Origin of the sequence: Pantoea sp. DY-15, assembly GCF_019795935.1 — a bacterium.
Taxonomy (GTDB): Bacteria; Pseudomonadota; Gammaproteobacteria; order Enterobacterales; family Enterobacteriaceae; genus Pantoea; species Pantoea leporis.
Map to the genome: position 1 here is coordinate 1,737,400 of NZ_JAIMIF010000001.1, position 21,614 is coordinate 1,759,013.

24 protein-coding genes and 1 tRNA gene are annotated in these 21,614 nt (G+C 54.4%); 8 read left to right on the forward strand and 17 right to left on the reverse strand.

Features of this window, described 5'->3' with window-relative positions; all coding sequences use genetic code 11:
• Positions 1 to 68: 68 nt before the first annotated feature.
• Positions 69 to 263 (reverse strand): protein DsrB, encoded by a 195-nt coding sequence (gene dsrB, locus K5Y32_RS08510; RefSeq protein WP_176970356.1) that lies wholly within the window; start codon positions 261 to 263, stop codon positions 69 to 71.
• A gap of 68 nt (positions 264 to 331) precedes the next feature.
• A complete protein-coding gene (locus tag K5Y32_RS08515; protein WP_176970355.1) occupies positions 332 to 490 on the reverse strand; it encodes a YqaE/Pmp3 family membrane protein in 159 nt (52 codons plus the stop codon).
• Between the two features lie 313 nt (positions 491 to 803).
• On the opposite strand from K5Y32_RS08515, the gene yodD reads away from it, so the two are divergent.
• From yodD to K5Y32_RS08530, 3 genes are all read left to right on the forward strand, one after another.
• Positions 804 to 1,037 (forward strand): DUF2525 domain-containing protein, encoded by a 234-nt coding sequence (yodD, locus tag K5Y32_RS08520; RefSeq protein ID WP_217546270.1) that lies wholly within the window; start codon positions 804 to 806, stop codon positions 1,035 to 1,037.
• A 358-nt stretch (positions 1,038 to 1,395) separates the two neighbouring features.
• A complete protein-coding gene (locus tag K5Y32_RS08525) occupies positions 1,396 to 2,193 on the forward strand; it encodes a mannosyl-3-phosphoglycerate phosphatase-related protein (protein WP_222182951.1) in 798 nt (265 codons plus the stop codon).
• Positions 2,194 to 2,219: 26 nt separating this feature from the next.
• Complete coding sequence (locus K5Y32_RS08530) at positions 2,220 to 3,440, forward strand: glycosyl transferase (RefSeq protein WP_101763945.1); 1,221 nt, start codon at positions 2,220 to 2,222, stop codon at positions 3,438 to 3,440.
• Between the two features lie 48 nt (positions 3,441 to 3,488).
• Here the strand turns inward: K5Y32_RS08530 and K5Y32_RS08535 are convergent, their stop codons facing one another.
• The 5 genes from K5Y32_RS08535 to K5Y32_RS08550 form a co-directional block, all read right to left on the reverse strand.
• Positions 3,489 to 3,668: a YodC family protein gene (locus tag K5Y32_RS08535; protein ID WP_101763944.1), complete on the reverse strand. Its 180-nt coding sequence runs from the start codon at positions 3,666 to 3,668 to the stop codon at positions 3,489 to 3,491.
• A 182-nt stretch (positions 3,669 to 3,850) separates the two neighbouring features.
• Positions 3,851 to 3,985 (reverse strand): hypothetical protein, encoded by a 135-nt coding sequence (locus K5Y32_RS24870; RefSeq protein ID WP_255253243.1) that lies wholly within the window; start codon positions 3,983 to 3,985, stop codon positions 3,851 to 3,853.
• A 44-nt stretch (positions 3,986 to 4,029) separates the two neighbouring features.
• Positions 4,030 to 4,926, reverse strand: a complete 897-nt coding sequence (locus K5Y32_RS08540) for a DUF808 domain-containing protein (protein ID WP_222182783.1) — start codon at positions 4,924 to 4,926, stop codon at positions 4,030 to 4,032.
• Positions 4,927 to 4,940: 14 nt separating this feature from the next.
• Positions 4,941 to 5,213, reverse strand: coding sequence for a hypothetical protein (locus K5Y32_RS08545; RefSeq protein WP_008105433.1), 273 nt, complete (start codon positions 5,211 to 5,213; stop codon positions 4,941 to 4,943).
• A 70-nt stretch (positions 5,214 to 5,283) separates the two neighbouring features.
• Positions 5,284 to 5,760: a very short patch repair endonuclease gene (locus tag K5Y32_RS08550; RefSeq protein ID WP_101763942.1), complete on the reverse strand. Its 477-nt coding sequence runs from the start codon at positions 5,758 to 5,760 to the stop codon at positions 5,284 to 5,286.
• Positions 5,761 to 5,888: 128 nt separating this feature from the next.
• Here K5Y32_RS08550 and dcm point away from each other — a divergent pair, with 128 nt between their 5' ends.
• Positions 5,889 to 7,280: a DNA (cytosine-5-)-methyltransferase gene (gene dcm, locus K5Y32_RS08555; protein WP_222182785.1), complete on the forward strand. Its 1,392-nt coding sequence runs from the start codon at positions 5,889 to 5,891 to the stop codon at positions 7,278 to 7,280.
• Between the two features lie 124 nt (positions 7,281 to 7,404).
• Complete coding sequence (locus K5Y32_RS08560) at positions 7,405 to 8,997, forward strand: methyl-accepting chemotaxis protein (RefSeq protein ID WP_222182787.1); 1,593 nt, start codon at positions 7,405 to 7,407, stop codon at positions 8,995 to 8,997.
• Between the two features lie 41 nt (positions 8,998 to 9,038).
• Here K5Y32_RS08560 and K5Y32_RS08565 read toward each other — a convergent pair whose 3' ends face one another.
• Complete coding sequence (locus K5Y32_RS08565) at positions 9,039 to 9,287, reverse strand: hypothetical protein (protein ID WP_222182789.1); 249 nt, start codon at positions 9,285 to 9,287, stop codon at positions 9,039 to 9,041.
• A gap of 76 nt (positions 9,288 to 9,363) precedes the next feature.
• Entirely contained in the window at positions 9,364 to 10,062 is a 699-nt protein-coding gene (locus K5Y32_RS08570) for a phosphohydrolase (RefSeq protein WP_222182791.1), read from the reverse strand.
• Positions 10,063 to 10,632: 570 nt separating this feature from the next.
• On the opposite strand from K5Y32_RS08570, the gene K5Y32_RS08575 reads away from it, so the two are divergent.
• The 3 genes from K5Y32_RS08575 (at position 10,633) to K5Y32_RS08585 (ending at position 12,467) form a co-directional block, all read left to right on the forward strand.
• Positions 10,633 to 11,307 carry a hypothetical protein gene (locus K5Y32_RS08575; RefSeq protein ID WP_101763938.1) on the forward strand — a complete coding sequence of 225 codons (675 nt, stop codon included), beginning with the start codon at positions 10,633 to 10,635 and terminating at the stop codon, positions 11,305 to 11,307.
• Between the two features lie 204 nt (positions 11,308 to 11,511).
• Entirely contained in the window at positions 11,512 to 12,288 is a 777-nt protein-coding gene (gene mtfA, locus K5Y32_RS08580) for a DgsA anti-repressor MtfA (protein WP_137386050.1), read from the forward strand.
• A gap of 103 nt (positions 12,289 to 12,391) precedes the next feature.
• Positions 12,392 to 12,467 (forward strand) — tRNA-Asn (locus K5Y32_RS08585).
• Between the two features lie 44 nt (positions 12,468 to 12,511).
• On the opposite strand, the gene ybiX is transcribed toward K5Y32_RS08585, so the two are convergent.
• The 8 genes from ybiX to K5Y32_RS08625 all read right to left on the reverse strand — a co-directional run bounded on the left by ybiX (position 12,512) and on the right by K5Y32_RS08625 (position 21,581).
• Positions 12,512 to 13,189 carry a PKHD-type hydroxylase YbiX gene (gene ybiX / locus K5Y32_RS08590; RefSeq protein ID WP_222182793.1) on the reverse strand — a complete coding sequence of 226 codons (678 nt, stop codon included), beginning with the start codon at positions 13,187 to 13,189 and terminating at the stop codon, positions 12,512 to 12,514.
• A 50-nt stretch (positions 13,190 to 13,239) separates the two neighbouring features.
• Positions 13,240 to 15,525: a catecholate siderophore receptor Fiu gene (locus K5Y32_RS08595; protein ID WP_222182795.1), complete on the reverse strand. Its 2,286-nt coding sequence runs from the start codon at positions 15,523 to 15,525 to the stop codon at positions 13,240 to 13,242.
• Between the two features lie 355 nt (positions 15,526 to 15,880).
• Complete coding sequence (locus tag K5Y32_RS08600) at positions 15,881 to 16,048, reverse strand: hypothetical protein (RefSeq protein WP_167391193.1); 168 nt, start codon at positions 16,046 to 16,048, stop codon at positions 15,881 to 15,883.
• Between the two features lie 184 nt (positions 16,049 to 16,232).
• Positions 16,233 to 17,645, reverse strand: a complete 1,413-nt coding sequence (locus tag K5Y32_RS08605) for an EmmdR/YeeO family multidrug/toxin efflux MATE transporter (protein WP_222182797.1) — start codon at positions 17,643 to 17,645, stop codon at positions 16,233 to 16,235.
• A 120-nt stretch (positions 17,646 to 17,765) separates the two neighbouring features.
• Positions 17,766 to 18,515 carry an ABC transporter ATP-binding protein gene (locus K5Y32_RS08610; RefSeq protein ID WP_222182798.1) on the reverse strand — a complete coding sequence of 250 codons (750 nt, stop codon included), beginning with the start codon at positions 18,513 to 18,515 and terminating at the stop codon, positions 17,766 to 17,768.
• Complete coding sequence (locus tag K5Y32_RS08615; protein WP_222182800.1) at positions 18,508 to 19,383, reverse strand: ABC transporter ATP-binding protein; 876 nt, start codon at positions 19,381 to 19,383, stop codon at positions 18,508 to 18,510. The genes K5Y32_RS08610 and K5Y32_RS08615 overlap by 8 nt, the downstream gene beginning before the upstream one ends.
• Positions 19,376 to 20,656, reverse strand: a complete 1,281-nt coding sequence (gene livM / locus K5Y32_RS08620; RefSeq protein WP_222182802.1) for a high-affinity branched-chain amino acid ABC transporter permease LivM — start codon at positions 20,654 to 20,656, stop codon at positions 19,376 to 19,378. Before livM ends, K5Y32_RS08615 begins: the two co-directional genes overlap by 8 nt.
• Before the next feature lie 10 nt (positions 20,657 to 20,666).
• Positions 20,667 to 21,581 (reverse strand): branched-chain amino acid ABC transporter permease, encoded by a 915-nt coding sequence (locus tag K5Y32_RS08625; RefSeq protein WP_008105462.1) that lies wholly within the window; start codon positions 21,579 to 21,581, stop codon positions 20,667 to 20,669.
• Between the last annotated feature and the right edge of the window lie 33 nt (positions 21,582 to 21,614).

Genomic DNA, 21,614 nt, shown 5'->3' on the forward strand with positions numbered 1-21,614 from the left:
TGAATTTGTAGAGGTCGCCATGAATGGCGACCCTACGTTGTAGGGTGCGCATTTATGCGCACCTGGCATCATGCCCCTTCATACGGCTCCACAAAAACCCCTTCAGCATGATCGCTTTCATTAAAGAACCAAATCCCCAGCGGGTAATCTTCTAACGCCACCAGATACATGATGCCTTCATTGAATGCTTCCACCGCCAGCACTGTACCCACACGGCGCGGGCCGCCGTCGGTTTTAACCGTAACGCGATCGTTCACCTTCATTGATTACTCTCCACAAATTGTCCTGCGACACAGTTTAACGGAAGATAATCAACACTGCCTGATCGCGATCAGCGTCGGGCGATAACCCACACCGCATGTATGATGCCCGGAATGTAGCCGCACAGCGTCAGCAGAATGTTGAGCCAGAAAGCCCCAGCAAAACCGACCTGCAAGAATACGCCCAGTGGCGGAACCAAAATAGCGATGACAATACGTAAAAAGTCCATATTCACTCCCTGATATCACTTAACAATCAATCGCTAAGCATAGTCGCTGTTACGCACTGTGCACTTAAAGGCAGGTAAAACTCTGTCAAGATGCGCTTTTTCGCTTTCTTAACGTTTCGCAGAGAGACTTTTGACGCAGGCTGCTCGTACACTTCTCAGTACTGCACCAACCCCAAAGGCGCAGTCAACCTAAAAGTAACAAGGATTTTTGCCCGCGCAGCGCGGGCTTTTTTTTGCCTGCTATTTGCCCTCCGCGCCCTCTTTTCACCAACGACTATACTGGTGTAGATCCGATTGCCTCCGGGAGGCCGCCATGACCACTGCAAAAGAGTACAGCGAGAGAGTTCAGCGCGAAGTGAATGTCGATGTTGATGCGTTGCTGGAAGCCATTCAGAAGAGAACGTCGGGCGAGGTAAAAGAGTTTATGGAAGCCGAAGACGCGCATCGCGTTACGGTAAATGGCGCAGCCTATGACTCTTACTCCGAGCTAGCGGAAGCCTTCGAACTCGACATTCGCGACTTCGCCAGCAGCGAAGTGAACCGCTGAAATCGATTTCAAAAAAATACCCGGCGGGATGGCCGGGTAAAGTAAATCAGTAAGTTCGTTACACCAGGGAATTCTTAACACTCTGTCAGATTACGCCTTAGTCTGATTAAGACAAGACTCATCCCTGCATGTAAATCGAACAATTTTGTATAAGCATTCATGTGAATCGTCCTACGCGCCGCGTCACTGCTGGTTTCAGCTGTGCACGAAATGTGCATCGCGCCTCCCGCCACGTTTGCCATTTAAGAATTATCCTGGATGTCGCTGGCCGGGTCGCGGGAAAAAGTGTGATCGCGATTCCGCTATTATACTGATTACTCTTCGCTTTACGGATGCCACTGGCGTAAGGAGTGTGATGATGCTGAGTCTTAACTCTTCCCTAATGATCATTACCGATCTTGATGGCTCATTGCTGGATCATCATGACTATAACTGGGATGCGGCCAGTGAATGGCTGGCGCGTCTGAAACAACATCAGATTCCGCTGGTGATTTGTTCCAGCAAAACGGCGGCCGAGATTATTCCGCTACAAAAGAAGTTAGGCATTGTCGGTGCGCCCTTTATTGCTGAAAACGGTGCGCGCGTGGTGTTGGGCGGTGAACACACGCCGCCGATCGAAACCAGCGCCAGCTATCATGCGCTGTGCCAGACGCTACAGGCGTTGCAGGCACGATTTCGCTTCAACGGCTTTCATGAATTTAGTGATGCCGAAGTCGCACGCTTTACCGGTTTAACCCTTGCCGAAGCCAGCCAAAGCCGCCTGCGCGAAGCGTCGGAAGTGGTGTTGTGGCGCGATGACGAACAGCGTCTACCGGAATTCCGCGCGGCGCTGGCCGAACACAATCTGGCGTTAACCCAGGGCGGGCGTTTCTGGCATGTGATGCCCGCCGGCACCGGCAAAGGTATTGCGCTGGCAGACATTCAGCAGCATCTCGCCGCGCAGGAAGGAGAAGCGCGCACCACACTCGGCCTGGGCGATGGCCCCAACGATGTGCCGATGCTGGAGCGCGTTGATTATGCCGTGGTGATAAAAGGCTTCAGTAAAACGCCGGTGGCTTTGCAACGCACCGATACTGAGAACGTTTACCACACCGCGCACGTCGGTCCGCAGGGCTGGCGTGAAGGTCTGGACTATTTTCTTGCGCCGAATGAGTAACGGCCTTTAATCCAAAGGATGAGACGATGAGTGATTTTTACCAGAATGGTGTCATTACTAATTTCCATAATCTCACCCACCGCAGCGTCGAATCGCTGGAAAAAGAGATGGTGCGCTTCTCACGCAAACGCAAAATGGGGCTGATATTGCCGTCGCTGTTCTCGGAACTGGAAGGCCCGGCGCTAGATAATATCGTTAACGAACTGGCGAAGGTACCTTACCTGGAGGAGATTGTGATTGGCCTCGACCGCGCCGATCGCGACCAGTTTCTGTTTGCGCGTGAGTTCTTCTCCCGCCTGCCGCAGCGCCATCGCATTTTATGGAATGACGGGCCACGCCTGAAAGCGCTGGATGCCGAACTGGATAAAGAGGGTTTATCGCCGAGCCAACCCGGCAAAGGGCGCAATGTGTGGTTCTGTACTGGCTACACGCTGGCTTCCGACCGCACTCAGTGCGTGGCGCTGCACGACTGCGATATCGTCACCTATGAACGCGGCATGCTGGCGCGTTTGCTCTATCCGCTGGCCAATCCGTCGTTTCAGTATGAGTTCTGCAAAGGTTTTTATGCGCGCGTCGCCGACGGCAAGCTGAATGGCCGCGTCGGGCGTTTGCTGGTCGGTCCGCTGCTGCGCTCCTTACAGAAAGTCTACGGTCACTCGGAATATCTCGATTACCTCACCAGCTTCCGCTATCCGCTCTCTGGCGAGTTTGCCATGCGCACGCATGTGCTCAACGGCATCAAGATTCCTGGCGATTGGGGATTAGAGATTGGCGTGCTGTCGGAGATTTATCGTAACTACACCACGCGTCAGACCTGCCAGGTTGAGATCGCCGATAACTACGACCACAAGCATCAGCCGCTGGCCGAAGATGATGGTACCGGCGGATTGAAACGCATGAGCAATGACATCGTGCAGTCGCTGCTGCGTAAGCTGGCCACCATGGGCGTGCCGCTCACCAGCGATTCGTTCCGGGTGTTGAAAGCCACTTACTACCGTAATGCGCTGGACATGATGGAGATCTACAACCACGAAGCCACCATGAACGGCCTCAAGTTTGATCAGCACATTGAGGAAGCGGCGGTAGAGATGTTCACTCAGGCGATTCTCGATGCCGGACAAGCCTTTATTGAGCGTCCGAATGAGAAACCCTTTATTCCCAGCTGGAGCCGCGTGCAATCTGCTTTTCCGGATATTCTGCAGCGGATTTATCAGGCGGTGGAAGAGGATAACGACGGCAAGGTGTAATGCAGGATTGAACCACATTCGGGACGACGGGCATCGTCCCGAATGTGTTTAACTGGCCAGCTGTTGCGCGCTCGATACGTGACTGAGTTCATCACTGCGAAACGCCTCACGTCGCACGCTGTAACCATCATACCAACGACACTCTACCATTCCGCTGGCATAGCCGGTGACCACCATGGTGGGTCCGCCCTGTTTGTGCTGAACTTCGTCACTGATTGCAAAGATCATACCGCACCTCCCTCTTTCATCGTTAAATGACCGAATTTAGGTATAGCAGCTGTGACCGATTTTTTCCTATACGATTAATCTATTACTGCTACTAAATCAGAATAAGCAGTTAAAAACTCTGTAAATAAAAAAAGCCGACAAAATTTATTGTCGGCTTTGATAGCACGTCCTGGACAGGAAAATTAGATTTTGCAGCCTTCGCAATCCGCCTCGTCGCTGATATCCGCAGGCACTTCGTTGGCTTTTTCTGCCGCTTTGGCTTCAGCCTGTTCCAGCTGTGCATCGATATCAAATTCAAACATATCGTCGTTCATCATCGTTCTCCTGACCGTGATTAAAAATTTACAGCGCTTTATAACTGCTAGCCGCGCAGCTTAGCAATCAGATTTACGCCCAACAGCACGATCGACCCAATGATAAAGCCGATCACCAGATTGGCGCCGTTGCTCAGCAGTGCCGAGACCAAACCATTGAATCCGGCGCTGTATTCCGTAATGGCGTGATGTAGCGGCGTGATGCCGTGCACCACAATGCCGCCACCAACCAAAAACATCGCCAGCGTGCCGACTAACGTTAAGGCTTTCATCAACCAGGGGGCAAAGGCCAGCAATACGCCGCCAATGGCCTGCGCGACCGTGGAAGATTTCTCTTTTAACCAAAAGCCCAAATCGTCAATTTTAACAATCATCGCCACGATGACGCCAATGGTCACCAGAATGGCGACACCGGCGAGAATCAGCACCTGATTCAGCAGCGGCGCCTTTGAGACGATGCCCAGCGTGATGGCGACAATCTCCGCCGAGAGGATAAAGTCAGTGCGCACTGCGCCTTTTACTTTGTCCTTTTCAAACGCCCGCGGATCCTGCTGCGCCAGTTTGTCGAGACGCTGCTGACGCGCCTCCGGACTCTGCTCGGCCTTATCGTGATTGAGGCTATGCAGCACTTTCTCCACGCCTTCGTAGCAAAGATAGGCACCGCCAATCATCAGCAGCGGCGTAATCAGCCAGGGCGCAAACGCCGAGATCAATAACGCCAGCGGCACCAGAATGAATTTATTAAGAAAGGAGCCTTTTGCAACGCTCCATACAACGGGCAATTCTCGGTTGGCTTTGACACCGCTAACCTGCTGCGCATTCAGCGACAGATCGTCACCCAATACGCCTGCGGTCTTCTTTGCCGCAACTTTGCCCATGACCGAGATATCGTCGAGCAGTGTTGCAATATCATCCAGAAGGGTGAGTAAACTGGTTCCTGCCAAAGTGGTATTCCTTATTATTCCGGTTCGTGATCCTGACAACAGGGGCAACGCTCAATCGCCGTTACTGACATATCGGCGATGCCCGCACAGTCCCATTCGACGCGTAACGGCCCCGTCAGATCTCCGGCGTGCAAATACTTGCTCACCGGACTTTCCGTCATGCCGCTGATCTCTTCGGTGGCTACCAGCCGGTCGCCAAGATAAATGCGCGCCGTGGCTTGGGTTGTCACCATCCGCTCATCGCGGAGTTGATACAGGCGCTTAACGGTAAGTTTGATGCTGCTCATGGCTCAATTCCGCGTCCCAGAGAAAAGGGAGATCTAAACTGTTATAGCGGCTAAAAGCAACAATCTCGCACTATTCAACGCGATAGTGATGCAAGCCCTGATGGTCGATTTCGCTGCTGTCGGTTGCGGCCAGCAGCCACTCTTCTAAACGTTCAATCAGCGCGCTGTCCTGCAGCTGCAGTTTGCCGCGCAGCGCGCACTCCCAAACAATCAGTACTTTCCAACCTCCTTCGCGCAGTTGTTCGACGTAACGCCGGTCGCGCTCAACGTTACTGTTAATTTTGCCACTCCAGAATTCGGTGCGCGTGGCCGGCATTTTGAATAAGTAGCAGTGATGTCGATGCCAGAAGCAGCCATGAACAAAGATAATCGCTTTCTCGGCGGGCAGGACAAAATCCGGGCGGCCCGGTAGCGCTTTATCCTGTACGCGATAGGTGAAGCCGCGATCTTTGAGAATCAACGCAATACGCTGTTCAATCGCGGTATCCTGATTGCGAATCGCGCGCATGTTTTTGCTGCGAATGGCTTGCGAGTGAACGTCTGCCATGGCGTCTCCTTGTATTAGCGCTTCTACAACTTTAGCGGTTTAAGCCAAAAGCGAAAGCACACCGCACGCCAATTTCCTCGTTGCGTGATGAGTGTTAGCATAGCCGCTTCACTGTTAAGGAAAAACGCATGCTCGCTATCGACCCCGTCTCGCCCTCCCCGTTAACCGCCGATCAGGATGACGCGACGTCGCTGTTACTGCAGGTGCTCGATATCTATGCCGCACGCGATGTGGTTATCACCTTAACTGAAGCCGGTGGCCGCGACTGGAGCGTGCCGCGTTTGAATCGCATCCGCGCCGGTAAAAGTGCCGCGCCGGCGCTCTCCAGCCGCGAAGTGGCCAGCCTGCAGGCCTTGCTGCCGCAGCGTCCGGCGCACTATGACGACGCCAAATTCCAGTTTGTCGATCTGTTTGCCGGTATCGGCGGCATTCGCCGTGGCTTCGAGCAGATTGGCGGTCAGTGCGTGTTCACCAGCGAATGGAATAAAGAAGCGGTGCGCACCTATAAAGCCAATCTGTATAGCGATCCACAGTTGCATCACTTCAACAGTGATATTCGTCTGGTAACGCAGCCCGCGGGCATCAGCGATGAGCAGGCAATTTATCAGCATATCGATCGCACCATTCCCGATCATCAGGTATTGCTGGCCGGTTTTCCTTGCCAGCCCTTCTCGCTGGCGGGCGTGAGCAAGAAGAATGCGTTGGGTCGCGCGCACGGTTTTGAGTGCGAAGCGCAAGGCACGCTGTTCTTCGATGTGGCGCGCATTTTGGCCGCCAAGAAGCCGCCGTTCTTCGTGCTGGAGAACGTGAAAAACCTCAAGAGCCACGATAAAGGCCGCACCTTCGCCATCATCATGGCCACGCTGGATGAACTCGGTTATGACGTGGCCGATGCCAATGACGGTGGTTTGCCGGATGCGAAAATTATCGATGCGCGCCATTTCCTGCCGCAGCATCGTGAGCGCATCGTGTTGGTGGGCATTCGCCGTGATAGCGGGCTCAGCAACGGCTTTTCGTTGCGCGCCCTGCCCGCGCTCTACCCACAAAAGGTGCCGTCGTTACACAGCCTGCTGGAACCCGAGCCGGAAGCAAAATACACGCTATCGCCCACGCTGTGGAACTATCTGTATCAATACGCGAAAAAGCATAAAGCCAAAGGTAACGGCTTCGGCTTTGGCCTTAACGATCCGCGTAATCTGAACATTTGCGTGCGTACCTTATCGGCGCGCTATTACAAAGATGGTTCGGAAATCCTCATCGATCGCGGCTGGGATCTCGCGCAAGGCGAAGCGGATTTCCAGCAGGCGGAGAATATGGCGCGCCGTCCGCGTCGTTTAACCCCGCGCGAATGTGCCCGCCTGATGGGTTTTGAAGCGCCGGGCGAGGCCAAACTGCGCATTCCGGTTTCCGATACGCAGGCCTACAAGCAGTTCGGCAACTCGGTAGTGGTGCCGGTATTTGCTGCGGTGGCGCAACTGTTATTGCCGCTGATTGAACAGTACGCCGCGCAAAAGGCGTAGCGATTCAGGACCACAATTTTATTTAGGGCCGCGCTTTATGCTGTTTTCCGCCTAATCGCGCCCGCTGTCACCAAACTGTCACGCGTGCTGCCAATACTCCTGTTTTATTTTTTGGAGGCGTGTGATGTCACTCCTGTCTGTTATCACTCTGCCGCTGCGGTTACGCGCGCGGTTCTCCCCGCGTATTCCGCTGTGGCTCACCAGTTTACGTAGCCAGTTTTTGCTGTTCATTGCGCTGTTCTGCTTGCTGCAGTTTGCCGGCGTGCTGCTACTGAATACCCACGTTAACCAGACGCAAACCTCGTTGCAGCAGGCGAATCAACTGCGCGAACGTCTGGCCCTGCTGGATAAAGCGCGCATCGAACTGCTCACCGCCAGTGATAACAGCCATCGCGCCGGTATTTATCTGATGCAGGATCAACAAAGTGGCTCGGTGGATAGCTGGAAAAGTCTGGCGGCGGCAGCCGATGACTCGTTGAAACAGGCGCAACAACAGTTCGCCGCCTACCACGCCCATGCGGATAGCCCGCTGGCGCAAGGTTTTACCATGCTAGCGGCAGGATTGCAGGAGCAGCTGAAAGGATTAGCGGCCAACGACATCAACGCCTTTTTTATGGTGCCGATGCAGGCATTTCAGCAGCAGTTTAATGATGCGTGGTTCAGTGAAATCGAGCAGGCCAATCAGCAGCTCAGCAGCGTGAATCAAAACACCCTCAGCACCTTGAAGCAGAGCCGCAATCTGTCGCTGATGGTCAGCGCGGTGCTGATGGCGCTGTTAGTGCTGGCCTCCAGCCTGCTGATGCGCGGCGTATTGTTGCCGCTGCGTCGCGCCAATGCGCAGCTGGAACAGATCGCCACCGGTGATCTGGTCGATGCGCAAAACCTTCCGCGTCGTCAGTCGCTGGAAACGCGCCAGCTGTTCCAGTCAATCGAGACCATGCGGCGCGGCTTGCAGCAGATTGTGCGCGACATCAACACGGTGGCGGTCAGCGTGGCCGCCGGCGCAGAAGATATGCAGCAGCATAATGAGAAAGTGATGCAGCAACACCAGCAGCAAAATGCCAGCTTCCATCATCTGTCGCAGCGCTTAGATCGCGTTTCGCAAGAGGTGGAGATTGGTGCCCAGTTCTCGCAGCAGGCGACGCAGGAAGCGCAATCTGCCGATGCGTTGATGCGTAACTGCGCACTGGAAGTCGATAAGATGGAAACCCAGATGCAGCAAATTGTCACCGCGTCGGATGATATCGCCGGGATTGTTGGCATGCTGGATGACTTGTCGATGCAGACGCGTTTGTTATCGCTGAATGCCGCAATTGAGTCGGCACATGCCGGCGCTTACGGCCGCAGCTTCTCGGTGGTCGCCAAAGAGATGGGTTTGCTCTCGCAGCAAAGCGGTGCCTCGACGCGCCAGATTGACGGATTGATTCAGCATACGCAGCAACATGTGCATGCTGGCTTCGATAAGGTGAAAGCGCTGGAGGTGCTGTTCGCGCAGATCAGCAGCGCGGTGTCTGGCGTGGTGACGCAGTTGAACGAGCTACAGCACAACAGTGCTGCGCAGAGTCATCGGGTGAAAAAGATTGCGCTGGAAGTGGTGGAGATGAGCGGACAGCTGCAGCAGAACGAAGCGCTTAACGCCCATCAGGTGCAATCGGCAGTGCAATTGCGCGCCTTATCGGACCGCCTGGCGCAGCGCGCGCAGCAGTTCCGTATTTAATCTGCAGGCATAAAAAAACCCGTCAGTGACGGGTTTTCTGCTTATTTCTTCTTCTTACTTTTCTTCAGCAGCGAACGAATCTGCTTCAGTTCCGCAGCGGAGAGCTGATCTTCCACCGCTTCCTGAGTATCCAGACTATCAATGGCCGGTTGCGCACCCGCATCTAAACTGGCCTGCAGGCGATTAACGATCTCCTGACTCATGGAGATTTGGTTATCGGCGGCTAACTGTTTGATGTGCTCTTTCAGTGCCGGGTCAATTTTGATGGTTAAGTTAACGGTCTCGGTCATTTTCATACTCCCTTTTGATTTACAACAACGTAGCGGAAGCAGATGAAACTTAACAGACTGTCATAAAAATTTAATATTACGAGTGTATGGGGCTGAAATCTCTTAACACCGATTCATCGATGGAGGTCAAATTGCCCTGCAGCTCGGCGCAAAGTTTGCCCATGTAGTGGACGAGAAAATCGGCGTTATGTTCCGCCAACAGGCGTCCAGTTTCGGTTTGCATGGTTTGCGGTAAACCCAATAGCTTTTTCTGGAAGTGATCCAAGGTCCACTTCACATCATCCAGTTCGCGATCCTTTCCTAACGGATCTTCGCTATCAAACAGCGGACGACCTAACGCGCCCGCCGTATAGAAAACGCGCGCCAGGCCGATAGCACCTAATGATTCGAGACGATCGGCATCCTGCACGATTTTCGCTTCCAGCGTTTGCGGCGCGATACGTGCACTAAAGCTGTGAGCCTGCACCGCGTGCGCAACGGCATCCAGCCGTTCGAACGGGAAGTCGGGGAAATCTTGCTGCAGTATGCGGCGCGTCTCTTCCGCGGCATAAGTTGACGCTAAATGACGTTCGGGATGGTTTTTCGGCAGGTTGACCACATCGTGAAAATAGCAGGCGGTCATCACGACCATAGGATCGGCGTCACTGTGCTGCATGATGCGCTTAGCACTCATCCAGACGCGGCGCAGGTGCGCGATATCGTGGGCTTTGTCGTCGTGCAGCCAGTTGAGCTGCAGCCAATTCTCGTAGCGTTGTTGCCAGTGAGTAAGTGACATCGTGCTTCTCCTGTTATTGCTGTTATCTACGTTCCTGCGGACATCATAGCGGCCTGGTCATGACACTTTTTTTACATCCGTCCAGGCGGTGCCAGGCGTAAAAAGGAGATCCCGATCTTGTTATAACGCTGTTAACGCCGCTTGCACAGCAGCCATTGCGATTTCGGTATTTCCTTAGTGCATTTTAGTTAAATAACTCTGTTCAATAGGTTTAATATATTCGCGTCATCAACAAATTTCGCTTTAGGGATAAATTCCAGTTATCTATGCTGATAAATGGGGCTTCTTAGAGGCAGATCAACACGGCATAATCTGAAAAGGTTCCCATAATGGCCTTTATAACGTACTGTATCTGGAAAATTTATGGCTTCTGATCCCTTGCAAAGTCCTTTTCAGCACACATTTTGCTTATGAACCATTTTTTACATCTAAAATTGCCAGAATAGCCTGATACTAAGTCGACAAATTATTAAGCAAACTGATTCAAACCCATTATGCTAGCTCTCACATCTACGGATGTTAGGGGATTCTTCGCAGTTTCCGGGTTTGTGACACATTAAGAGGTATGCAATGAAAGAACGGCCGATTCTTTTTTCCGAACAGCGGGTACGCGCCCTGCTGGTTGGCCAGCAAACGCAGACCCGGCGCATTATGAAAACTCAAGCCTTTGGTCCGGGCCAGGATCATCATGAAGGGGTACACGCATTTGATGTCAGCGCCAATCATCTGCACGGCTATAAATTGATGTCGATGACCGATGTCAGTTCGCACTGCCCATTTGGTCAGGCGGGCGATGGTTTGTGGGTACGTGAAACCTGGCGCGGCCCGATCGTGCCGGAGGCGATGCTGGCGGATTACGAACGCGATCCTCTGCCGTTCCGCAATGCGGCTTACTGCCAATATCGCGCTGACAGCAATGAATTGGGACAGCTGGATGAGAATATGCAGAATGCCGAGCAGTTTGGCTGGCAAACCGCGATTCATATGCCGCGCTGGGCCAGCCGCATCGACCTGCAAATCACCTCGGTGCGAGCCGAGAAGATTCAGGACATTAGTGAAGATGACATCATGGCGGAAGGCGTGCAGACCGATTCGCACTTCCTGAATAACTTTTTCACCATGAATATGAATTCCGAATCGCCAAAAGAAGCGTACCGCAAAGCGTGGCAGAAACAGTACGGCGCCACCAGCTGGGAAGTGAACCCGTGGGTTTGGGTGATCGCGTTCCAGCGGGTTGAACGCTAAAGATAAACGCAGCGAAGCATGCAAACGCAGGGTCGTCATTCATGACGACCTTTTTTATTTCCTCACGATGAATTTCCCGCTTTGCCACGCCAATCACAGACAAATCCCCCACTAACTGGTTGAATATCCGGCTTTGATTACGCGCTGGTAATTTCCCCTTTGCCGCGCCAGGATACTGTTTTCGTCTGAAGAGTGAGTGACGCAATGTTCAAATGGCCGTGGCATGCGCAAATAGAGACTTCAGTACTGGCGCTACCCTGGCAACAGGCGCTGGCGCAGCCGATCTTTTCACTGCTCGATCCTGATGAAAAAACCGCGCTGGTTTCGCTGGCGCAACGCTTCCTGCAGCAGAAAAAAATCTCGCCGCTGCAAGGCCTGCAACTCGATGAACTGTTATTGACGCGTCTGGCGCTGCTGTTCTGTTTGCCGGTGTTGAAGCTCGGTCTCGAATGGCTTGATGGCTTTCATGAAGTGCTGATCTATCCTGAACCTTTCAATGTCGACGATCGCTGGGAAGATGATAACGGCCTGGTACATCACGCGCCGGCGGTGCACGCTGGACAAAGCTGGACGCAAGGTCCGGTGGTGCTGAATGCGCTGGATATTCAGGATTCGCTCGATCTCTCCGGCTTTAACCTGGTGATCCACGAAGTGGCGCATAAACTTGATGCGCGCGGCAGCGGCTATACCAGCGGCATTCCGGTGATGGCGCTGCGCGATGTCGCCAGCTGGGAGAAAGATCTGCTGCAGGCAATGGCGGAGATTGAAGCGGAAGTTGAGTTAGTCGGTGAACAGGCGGCGACCATCGATCCTTACGCCGCCAGCGATGCGGCTGAATGTTTTGCGGTGCTATCGGAGTATTTCTTTAGCGCACCGGATTTACTGGCTAACCGTTTCCCGGCGATGTATCGCCATCTGCAGCAGTTCTATCGTCAGGATCCCCTGGCGCGACTGGCGATGCTAACAGCAGAACCTGCTTAAATCGCGATCGCTTTGTACTAATGCTAGCCAGTTGAATACAAATGTGTTTTAAGCTGTTGACACCTGCAAGGGGCGCCATTAATATTCGCCTCGTTCACACGATTCCTCTGTAGTTCAGTCGGTAGAACGGCGGACTGTTAATCCGTATGTCACTGGTTCGAGTCCAGTCAGAGGAGCCATATTTAGAGAAGCCCGCTTAGGAAACTAAGCGGGCTTTTTGCTTTTACACTTCCGTCCAGCCGCGCAGCAGATTGTGATACATGTTCAGCAGCGACAACAGCTCTGGGCTATCACCGTGACGCGCTTTGAGGCTTTGAATATTGCGATCCAGCTCGAACAGCATGGCGCGCTGTTTATCGTCGCGCACCATCGATTGAATCCACAGGAATGAAGCGACGCGCGCACCCTGGGTAACCGGCGTGACGCAATGCAGGCTGCTCGACGGATACAGCACCAGATGGCCCGCTGGCAGCTTCACCTTGTGCTGACCATACGTGTCTTCAATCACCAACTCGCCACCTTGGTAGCTTTCAGGTTCGCTGAGGAACAGCGTGGCGGAGAGATCGGTTCGCATCCAGCCCGCCGCGCCGTTATGGCGTACCGCGCCATCGACATGAAAACCGTAGGTTTCGCCCTGCTCATAACGGTTAAACAGCGGCGTGGAAATCGATCGTGGTAATGCAGCAGAAAAGAACAGCGGGTTGTTGTTCAGCGCCTGCATCACCGCGGTTTGCAGCTGATCGTACAGTGGCGTGCGGGTATCGATCTGCTGATTGTTTTTCACCGTCGCGCCCTGGCTGCCGACCGTCGCCCTTCCGTCGATCCATTCGGCCTGTTGCAGCAGCGTGCTAAAACTCGCTACCTCTTCCGGCGTCAGTACAGCAGGAATGTGATACATCATCGCGTTGTTCTCTCAAAAATTGTGGGGCGCGCACGCCCCACGACGTTAACTTAGAAATGCACGTTTGCCGTCAGCAGGAAAGTCCGTGGCTCGCCTGGATGGTAGCGATAACCGCTCTTATTGATTGACGCAACATAGTTGGTATCAAACAGGTTGTACACGTTGAGCTGCAGATCGAGGTTGTTGTTCACCTTGTAGCCCAGTTTGGCATCGGCGACCCAATAACCTTCGGTGTGATCCGGCGTACCGACTGCACCATCGCTGCCGCGACGCAGACTTCCCACATAACGCGCACCGGCACCGACTGAAATCGCATCGGTTGCCTGATAGTTGGTCCACAGCGTAAAGGCGTGCTTCGGCGTGTAAGCCAGCGCAGAAGATCCATCCTGCGATACGCTATCCCCTTCGGTCACGGACGCATGTTGCAGGGTATAGCCGGCGATCACTTCCCAATCTGGCGTGATGTTACCGGTGGCTGAGAGCTCATAGCCTTCCACACGTTTTTTACCGGCTTGCGAATAGGTGCCGTCGTCATTAGCGGTGACCTCATTTTCAATATCGGTACGGAACAGCGCCGCATTCAGCAACAGACGTTTATCCAGCACCTGCCATTTGGTGCCCACTTCGCTGGACTTGGCTTTCTGCGGTTTGAAGTCGGTGCGGTTGGCGCTGTTGCCGGTGCCGCCTGCGGCCAGCGTGAAGCTGCTGCCACCCGGCGGTTGCTGAGAAATGGCATAGTTGACATAGACGTTGCCCTGCTCGGTCAGACGATAAAGCGCACCGGCTTTCCAGTTCACCAGATTGCCCGATTTTGCGGTATCCACGGTGGTAACCGGCGTATTGCGCGGCACGCCAGCTGGGCACGTCAACGCACCGCGTCCGGTGCCGCCACAGGCGGTCGCGCTGTCATACTCGGTGTGATAGTTATCGAGACGAATGCCGCCGTTCAGTTCAAAACTTTTGGTTATCGCGAGCGTATCAAAGGCGTAAATGCCTGCGGTATCGGTTTGCCCGTTAGCATTGGCACCATTCCTGTCCAATCCACCCACCGAAATGCTGCTGATAGGATGGTAGATATTAACCGATGGCGGCGTAATCGCATTGACGCCGTAGTTGGTTTGATTTTCACGCGTAAACTCCACGCCCGCGCTGACATCGTGCCCAACCGAACCGGTGTAAAACTTCGAGGTGATGTTGGTTTGGTTGGAGAGAATGCGGTTGCTGGTGTCTTTGGTGTTCGCCAGGCGCGACCAGCTCCAGCTATTCACATCGTTCCGGTTCGGGGCAGTGATATTAGTGGCGCCGCCCATCACCGCCGTCAGCAGATATTCCTGCTTCACGCGCGACCAACGCGTGGTGTTGCGGATGGTGGTGCTGTCGTTGATATCGTGCTCGAAGCGTATGGTGGCGCTGTCGGTGGTCGATTTATCAAAGTCAGAATCGGTGCCGTAATAATTACTGGTCGCGACTTTGCCAGAATTATTCAATGCCGACGTCGCCGCATTCGGCGCCGAATAGCCCGGCAGGCCAATGGTTGGAATGCCGCCATCTGGCGTATTATTTTGATGCACATGCAGATAGTTGAGGTACAAGCGCGTTGAAGTATCCAGACCCAACGCCAGCGATGGCGCTACGCCATAACGCTCGTTCTGCACGTTATCACGCGCCGCATCGTGAGTTTTCTCGCCCATCAGATTAAGGCGGAACGCGGCGTTATCGTTGATCGCCTGGTTGTAATCCAGCGTGCCGCGACGCATCCACGCGCTGCCAACGCTGACTGACGCGTCGAGCCCGGTATCGAGGCGCGGTTGTTTGCTGATCATATTGATCGAACCCGACGGCGCGCTGCGTCCGTAATCGGTGCCCGATGGCCCTTTAATCACTTCAACCTGCTGAGTGTTGAAGGTATCGCGCGTCACGCTGCCAATATCGCGAATGCCATCAACGTAAATGCTGTTGGAGGTGTCGATGCCGCGCATATACACCGCATCACCGGTTGAGGAACTACCGTTTTCCCCCGCATAGAACGCACCCACGCCCGGCACGTTTTTCAGCGCGTCGGTAAGATTGGTCACGCCTTGATCTTTAATCACCTGATCCGGAATCACCGTCATGGTGCGGGTGGTATCCACCAGCGGGCGATTGAATTTCGGATCGGCAGATGCGTTGGGGGCATACAGCGATGGCGTATGCGCTTCAACCACTAAGGTATCGTCAGATTTTTTGTTGGAATTATCTGCAGCTAATGCGGCAGCAGGAGAAATACCAATGCAAAGCCCGGTGAACAGGGTCAACGAATTGAAGCTGCCAAACGGCAGGTTGCGATTTTTATCCATTTTTTAAGGGAGTGAGTTTCTTGTAATTATTGACGCGCACGTCACATCAGCGGATGGCCTGGCGCAGAAGCATTCCGGCGGCAAGGCGTTGAGCTGGCGTGACACCCAAATGATAACGCCAATGGTTATCATTTACTTTTCTATCTTACACGCACGCCGCGAGTTAGGAATACATTTCTTTACGAGATAATTACGGAATCAATACAATTGATAGAGAGTGGGAAAATCTGATGAGTTTTTTTGAACGAAGGGTCAAATTTCAGGCATAAAAAAACCCGCTGGCCTGGAGCGGGTTTTCTATTCAACAGCGCACAGCTCATTCCAGTAGCTGTAGCGGATCACATGGTGCAGGCGCTCATCTCTCATAGTAGCGATATACCGAAGGATGGAACTCAACACCGTACAGCTGGCTGATGGGAATCAGCAGGTCGATATGATTACTGAGATCGAATTCGCGCTCTTCTGCGGGTCCAGTCTCGCCATTGATCAGTTGGTTAAACCACTGCTGCAAGAGGTGTTTCATTGTCAGCTGCTCCACAAATGATTGAGGCTGACAGTAAACCGCATTCTCCCCTATAACCAAAACGATTAGTTGTGCGCTTCTTTGCCAATTCATGCATATATGTCGGTGCGCATAAATGCCCACCCCACGAAAACCCTAACAAACAACCGTAGGGTCGCCATTCATGGCGACCAGCCCAACGCGCTTATCCCCTGCTCTTCGCCATCATCTTGCGATAATTGTTCAGCCATTTGCCGCTGTTGAGTCGCCACCAGAAAAATACGCCGCGTACCGTCCAGTCGAGGAACATGCCGAGCCACACGCCTATCACGCCCATTCCCAGCACAATCCCAAGGAAATAACCGGCTACGACGCGGGCGCCCCACATACTGAACATCGACACATACATGGTGTAACGCGCATCGCGCGCGCCTTTCAGGCTGGCGGGCAGCACCCATGAAGCGGTCCAGATCGGCATAAAGGCGGCATTAAGCCAAATCAAATGCTTGGTGACTGAAATCACTTCCGGGTCGCGGCTGTAAAACTGCGCGAGTGTTCCGGCAAGCGGCACGGTGATCAACGCCAGCGAACATAATCCAATCATCGCCAGCCAGAACACGTGTTTGATTTGCCGTTCAGCCTGCATCACCTGATTCAGCCCCAGCCTGCGGCCGGTAATAATAGTCGACGCCGATCCCAGCGCGTTACCCGGCAGGTTAATCAGCGAAGCAATCGAGAAGGCGATAAAGTTACCGGCGATTTCATTGGTGCCCATGCCCGCGACAAAAATCTGCGTCAGCAACTTACCGCCGTTAAACAGCACCGATTCAATACTGGCGGGCACACCAATGCCCAACACTTCCATCAGAATATTGCGGTCCCAGCGCCGGAAATAGCTGGCGATGGAGATTTTCAGGGCCGGCGTAATGCCGCGATACAGCACGTAAATCGCCGCCGCCGCACCGATATAGCGCGAGATGGTTAAGCCCAATCCTGCACCAACAAAACCGAGCCCTTCCCAACCCAGACAGCCGTAAATCAGCACGCTACTGATCACGATGTTGAGAATATTCATACCGCCGTTGATCAGCATCGGGATTTTGGTATTGCCCGCACCCCGCAGCGCGCCGCTGCCAATCAGCGCAATCGCCGCTGCAGGATAGCTCCACGCCGAGGTTTGCAGATAGCTCAGCGCCAGCTCTTTCACTTTGGGATCGGCGCTGCCGGCAATCACATCAATGATCAGATGCCCCCAAAACTCGATGGCGATCACCAGCACAAACGCCAGCGCGGTCATCAATCCCAGCGACTGTCTGGTGGCGGCTCGCGCCCGTTTGCCGTTGCGTTTTGCCAGGCTGAACGCCACCACCACCGTGGTACCGAGATCGATGGCGGCAAAGAAGGAGATGATCACCATGTTGAAGCTGTCGGCCAAACCGACGCCCGCCATCGCTTCTTTACCCAGCCAGCTCACCAAAAAGGTACTGAGGACGCCCATCAGCATCACGCAGAGGTTTTCGATAAAGATGGGCACGGCTAATGGGGTGATTTCTCGCCAGAACAACGTACGGTAAGAGCGGCGCTTGGGATACCACGCCGTGTTTCTGACCGCCCGCATCACTGCTACGCCAGGATTTTGCAAGGGATTACCAAATCACTTTGGAGAGGAAGAAGAGTAATAATGATGATAGGCCACTGACAATTATGCAAAGTGTTTCCCCTCACCATTTAATCATTATTACAAACTTTTTGTCGCCACCACCGCAGGATCGGCTGCGCCGCCCAAATAAGCGCTGCGCACTTCATCATTATTGAGCAGCTCTGCACCGCTGCCGCTCAGGCGAACCTCGCCGTTCACCATCACATAGCCGCGATCCGCCAGTTGCAATGCATGGCGGGCATTCTGCTCCACCAGAAACAGCGTCATACCTTGTTGGGTCAACTCGCGCAGAATGCCAAAAATCTGCTTCACCACAATCGGCGCGAGGCCAAGGCTGGGTTCGTCGAGCAGCAACAGCTTAGGTCGGCTCATCAGCGCGCGGGCAATCGCCAGCATCTGCTGCTCGCCGCCGGAGAGCGTCATGGCGCGCTGCTTACGCCGCTCCAGCAGGCGCGGAAACAGCTGATACATGCGATCTTTGTCCTGTTTAACAAAACGTTCGCCGATAGCGATGGTGCCCATCAGCAGGTTCTCTTCCACCGTCATATCAGGGAAGATGCGTCGTCCTTCCGGGGCCTGCGCAATGCCGCTGGCCGCGATGAAGTGCGTCGAACGCTGGCTGATCGCTTCGCCGCGCAAGCGGATCTCGCCGCTGGCAATGCGCGGCTGACCAAAGATCGACATCAGCAGCGTGGATTTTCCCGCGCCGTTAGCGCCAATCAGCGCCACGGTTTCGCCCTGATTAACCGTCAACGAAACCTGTTTCAACGCCTGCAAAGGACCGTAAAACACATCGACTTGCTCAAAAGCCAGCATCGGTTCAGCCATGATCGCTCTCCTCTTCTGCGCCGAGATAGGCGGCAATCACTTTGGGATCGTGTCGAATTTGCTGCGGCGTGCCCTGGGCAATCACATCGCCATGATCGAGCACCACGATGTGATCGGAAATGCGCATCACCATTGGCATGTCGTGTTCAATCAGCAACACGCTGATGCGATGGTCGGCGCGCAGACGATGCAAAATCGCGCTCAACGCCTCGGTTTCCACCGGATTCAGCCCAGCCGCCGGTTCATCCAGACAAATCAGTTCCGGTCGCGTACACATGGCGCGCGCGATCTCCAGCCGCCGTTGCTGACCGTAAGAGAGCGTGCCCGCCAGGCGGTTGGCGCTGGAGACCAAATCGACGTTTTCCAGCCAGTAAAAAGCGCGATCCAGCGCGCGATTTTCTGCTTCACGGTAGCCGCGCGTGTTCAGCACGCCCGCCAGCAGCTGACGATTGACCTGCATATGCTGTGCCACCAGCAGATTCTCAATCACCGACATTTCGCGGAACAGCCGGATATTTTGAAAGGTACGCGCCAGCCCGGCGCGGTTCACCAGGTGCGCGCCGCCAAACATCTTGTACCAAAGACGCGAGCCGAGCCGGGTGGGATTGATCCAGTCACCTGCATGAATTTTTTGCCCCAGCACCTGAATCACATCGGTGCTGCGCTGATTGGCGTTGAGCACAATACGTCCGCCGGTGGCGCGATAAAAGCCGGTCAGGCAGTTAAACACCGTGGTTTTACCCGCGCCGTTGGGGCCGATTAATGAAGTCACCGAACCGCGCTCCACCGCCAGGCTAACGTCATTCAGCGCCTTGATGCCGCCAAAGCGCATCATCAGATTATTCACTTGCAGGATGGCATCACTCATGGCGCACTCCTTTTCGCAGCGGTACGCCAACGCGTGCAGTGCGCACCAGCCCGCGCGGTCGCCAGATCATCATCAGCACCATCAACATGCCGAACAGTAGCACGCGGTATTCGGCAAAGCTGCGCAGCAGTTCCGGTGCCACCGTTAGCACAAACGCCGCCAGCACCACGCCGAGCGTCGATCCCATGCCGCCGAGCACCACAATGGCGAGAATCAGCGCCGACTCAAAAAAGGTGAACGAGGTGGGATTAACGAAGCCCTGATAGCTGGCAAAAAACACCCCGGCGATGCCCGCGGTTGACGCGCCCAACATAAAGGCTGAAAGCTTAACCAACACATGGTTAAGCCCCATCGCGCGGCAGGCAATCTCATCCTCACGCAGCGCTTCCCAGGCGCGGCCAATCGGCATACGCGTCAGGCGATGCTTGATCCACAGCACCAGCAACACCACCAGAACCAGCACCACATAGATGAAGATAAACTTCATATTCGGGTTGTAAGTGACGTGCAAAAACTCATGATACGGCACGCCGCCATCGCGCGCGCGGCGGGCAAACTCGAGGCCAAAGAAGGTCGGCGACGGCACGGAAACCCCGTTCGGACCGCCGGTAAAGGCGACCCAATTGGTCAGCACCAGACGAATGATTTCACCGAAGCCGAGCGTGACAATCGCCAGATAATCGCCGTGCATACGCAGCACCGGAAAGCCGAGCAGCGCGCCGGCGAAAGCCGCCAGCAGCGCCGCCAGCGGCAGCATGCTCCAGAAACCCAATCCGAGATATTGATAGCCAAGCGCCAGGCCATACGCACCGATGGCATAAAAGGCGACGTAGCCAAGATCGAGTAATCCGGCGAGCCCAACCACAATATTCAAACCCAGCCCGAGGAGCACATAAATCAGACCGAGAATCGCCACCGTCAGCAGGTATTTGCTGGAAAGAAACGGAAAGGCCAGCGCCACGATCAGCAGCAGCGGCAGTATCCAGCGCAAACGCGAACGATAGCCAGGCTCGCGCACGTAAACACCGTCATCGCTGCTGGCAAACCTGCGCATGATGCGCTGACCAAAAGGCGCGTGCAGAAACAAACTGAATAGCAAGCGTCCTGCCATCACCACCGCTACCAGCAGCGCCACGCGCTGTGGCGACAGTTTGAAGCTGTAACCGTCGAGCACCACGCCAACAATCGGACCAAATACCACCAGCGCCACCAATCCCGCCAGCAGCGTGTCGAGCAGTGCCTGGCGCACAGGACTTTGCGTCATTGCATTCATCGGGGCTTCCTCACACTTTAGCGACCAGCGGTCGTCCCAGCAGTCCTTGCGGGCGGAAGATCAAAATCACCACCAGCAGCGAAAACGAGAACACATCTTTGTAGTCAGAATTCACCATCCCGGCGAACTGCGCTTCCGCTACGCCCAGCAATAATCCGCCGAGCATCGCACCCGGCAGCGAACCGATGCCGCCGAGCACTGCGGCGGTGAACGCTTTGATGCCAATGATAAATCCGGCGTAAAAATCAAAGGTGCCGTAATTCATGGTCACCAGCACGCCAGCCAATCCCGCCATCGCCGCACCAATCACAAACACCAGCGAGATAACGCGATCGGTATTAATACCGAGAATGGAAGCCATGCGCCGATCCTGCTGCACCGCGCGGCAAATGCGCCCGAGTTTGGTGTACTGGATAATCCAGGTTAGCAGCGCCATGCCACAAAACGCCGCGATCAGGATGAAGATTTTGGTCCAGGTGATTTGTACCACGCCGCCATCAAATTCCATGCGCAGCACGCCGGTCAACAGCGTCGGAATGCCCTGCTGATTTGGACCCTGGCTGAGCTGTACGTAGTTTTGCAAAATCAGCGACATGCCGATCGCTGAAATCAGCGGCGCGAGGCGCGTCGAGTTGCGCAGCGGTCGATAGGCGATGCGCTCAATCGCCCAGCCGTAAGCCGAGGTGACAATAATGGTGAAGATTAAGGTGCCGAATATCAGTAGCGGGAAAGAGTGAATGCCGAAAAAGCTGAGTAGCGATAAGCCAATGGCACACAGATAGGCGGAGATCATATACACCTCGCCGTGGGCGAAGTTGATCATGCCGATGATGCCGTAAACCATGGTGTAGCCGATGGCGATCAAGCCATACACGGCACCGAGCGTTAAACCGTTGATCAGCTGCTGTAAGAAGAAGGCGTCCATAATGTCGTCTCGTACTCAATGGGAGCGCACACC

What these genes read in the sequence shown, in the direction of transcription:
- dsrB (WP_176970356.1), bottom strand. Translation starts at nt 263, where the DNA reads ATGAAGGTGAACGATCGCGTTACGGTTAAAACCGACGGCGGCCCGCGC.
- K5Y32_RS08515 (WP_176970355.1), bottom strand. Translation starts at nt 490, where the DNA reads ATGGACTTTTTACGTATTGTCATCGCTATTTTGGTTCCGCCACTGGGC.
- yodD (WP_217546270.1), top strand. Translation starts at nt 804, where the DNA reads ATGACCACTGCAAAAGAGTACAGCGAGAGAGTTCAGCGCGAAGTGAAT.
- K5Y32_RS08525 (WP_222182951.1), top strand. Translation starts at nt 1,396, where the DNA reads ATGCTGAGTCTTAACTCTTCCCTAATGATCATTACCGATCTTGATGGC.
- K5Y32_RS08530 (WP_101763945.1), top strand. Translation starts at nt 2,220, where the DNA reads ATGAGTGATTTTTACCAGAATGGTGTCATTACTAATTTCCATAATCTC.
- K5Y32_RS08535 (WP_101763944.1), bottom strand. Translation starts at nt 3,668, where the DNA reads ATGATCTTTGCAATCAGTGACGAAGTTCAGCACAAACAGGGCGGACCC.
- K5Y32_RS24870 (WP_255253243.1), bottom strand. Translation starts at nt 3,985, where the DNA reads ATGATGAACGACGATATGTTTGAATTTGATATCGATGCACAGCTGGAA.
- K5Y32_RS08545 (WP_008105433.1), bottom strand. Translation starts at nt 5,213, where the DNA reads ATGAGCAGCATCAAACTTACCGTTAAGCGCCTGTATCAACTCCGCGAT.
- K5Y32_RS08550 (WP_101763942.1), bottom strand. Translation starts at nt 5,760, where the DNA reads ATGGCAGACGTTCACTCGCAAGCCATTCGCAGCAAAAACATGCGCGCG.
- dcm (WP_222182785.1), top strand. Translation starts at nt 5,889, where the DNA reads ATGCTCGCTATCGACCCCGTCTCGCCCTCCCCGTTAACCGCCGATCAG.
- K5Y32_RS08560 (WP_222182787.1), top strand. Translation starts at nt 7,405, where the DNA reads ATGTCACTCCTGTCTGTTATCACTCTGCCGCTGCGGTTACGCGCGCGG.
- K5Y32_RS08565 (WP_222182789.1), bottom strand. Translation starts at nt 9,287, where the DNA reads ATGACCGAGACCGTTAACTTAACCATCAAAATTGACCCGGCACTGAAA.
- K5Y32_RS08570 (WP_222182791.1), bottom strand. Translation starts at nt 10,062, where the DNA reads ATGTCACTTACTCACTGGCAACAACGCTACGAGAATTGGCTGCAGCTC.
- K5Y32_RS08575 (WP_101763938.1), top strand. Translation starts at nt 10,633, where the DNA reads ATGAAAGAACGGCCGATTCTTTTTTCCGAACAGCGGGTACGCGCCCTG.
- mtfA (WP_137386050.1), top strand. Translation starts at nt 11,512, where the DNA reads ATGTTCAAATGGCCGTGGCATGCGCAAATAGAGACTTCAGTACTGGCG.
- ybiX (WP_222182793.1), bottom strand. Translation starts at nt 13,189, where the DNA reads ATGATGTATCACATTCCTGCTGTACTGACGCCGGAAGAGGTAGCGAGT.
- K5Y32_RS08595 (WP_222182795.1), bottom strand. Translation starts at nt 15,525, where the DNA reads ATGGATAAAAATCGCAACCTGCCGTTTGGCAGCTTCAATTCGTTGACC.
- K5Y32_RS08600 (WP_167391193.1), bottom strand. Translation starts at nt 16,048, where the DNA reads ATGAAACACCTCTTGCAGCAGTGGTTTAACCAACTGATCAATGGCGAG.
- K5Y32_RS08605 (WP_222182797.1), bottom strand. Translation starts at nt 17,645, where the DNA reads ATGCGGGCGGTCAGAAACACGGCGTGGTATCCCAAGCGCCGCTCTTAC.
- K5Y32_RS08610 (WP_222182798.1), bottom strand. Translation starts at nt 18,515, where the DNA reads ATGGCTGAACCGATGCTGGCTTTTGAGCAAGTCGATGTGTTTTACGGT.
- K5Y32_RS08615 (WP_222182800.1), bottom strand. Translation starts at nt 19,383, where the DNA reads ATGAGTGATGCCATCCTGCAAGTGAATAATCTGATGATGCGCTTTGGC.
- livM (WP_222182802.1), bottom strand. Translation starts at nt 20,656, where the DNA reads ATGAATGCAATGACGCAAAGTCCTGTGCGCCAGGCACTGCTCGACACG.
- K5Y32_RS08625 (WP_008105462.1), bottom strand. Translation starts at nt 21,581, where the DNA reads ATGGACGCCTTCTTCTTACAGCAGCTGATCAACGGTTTAACGCTCGGT.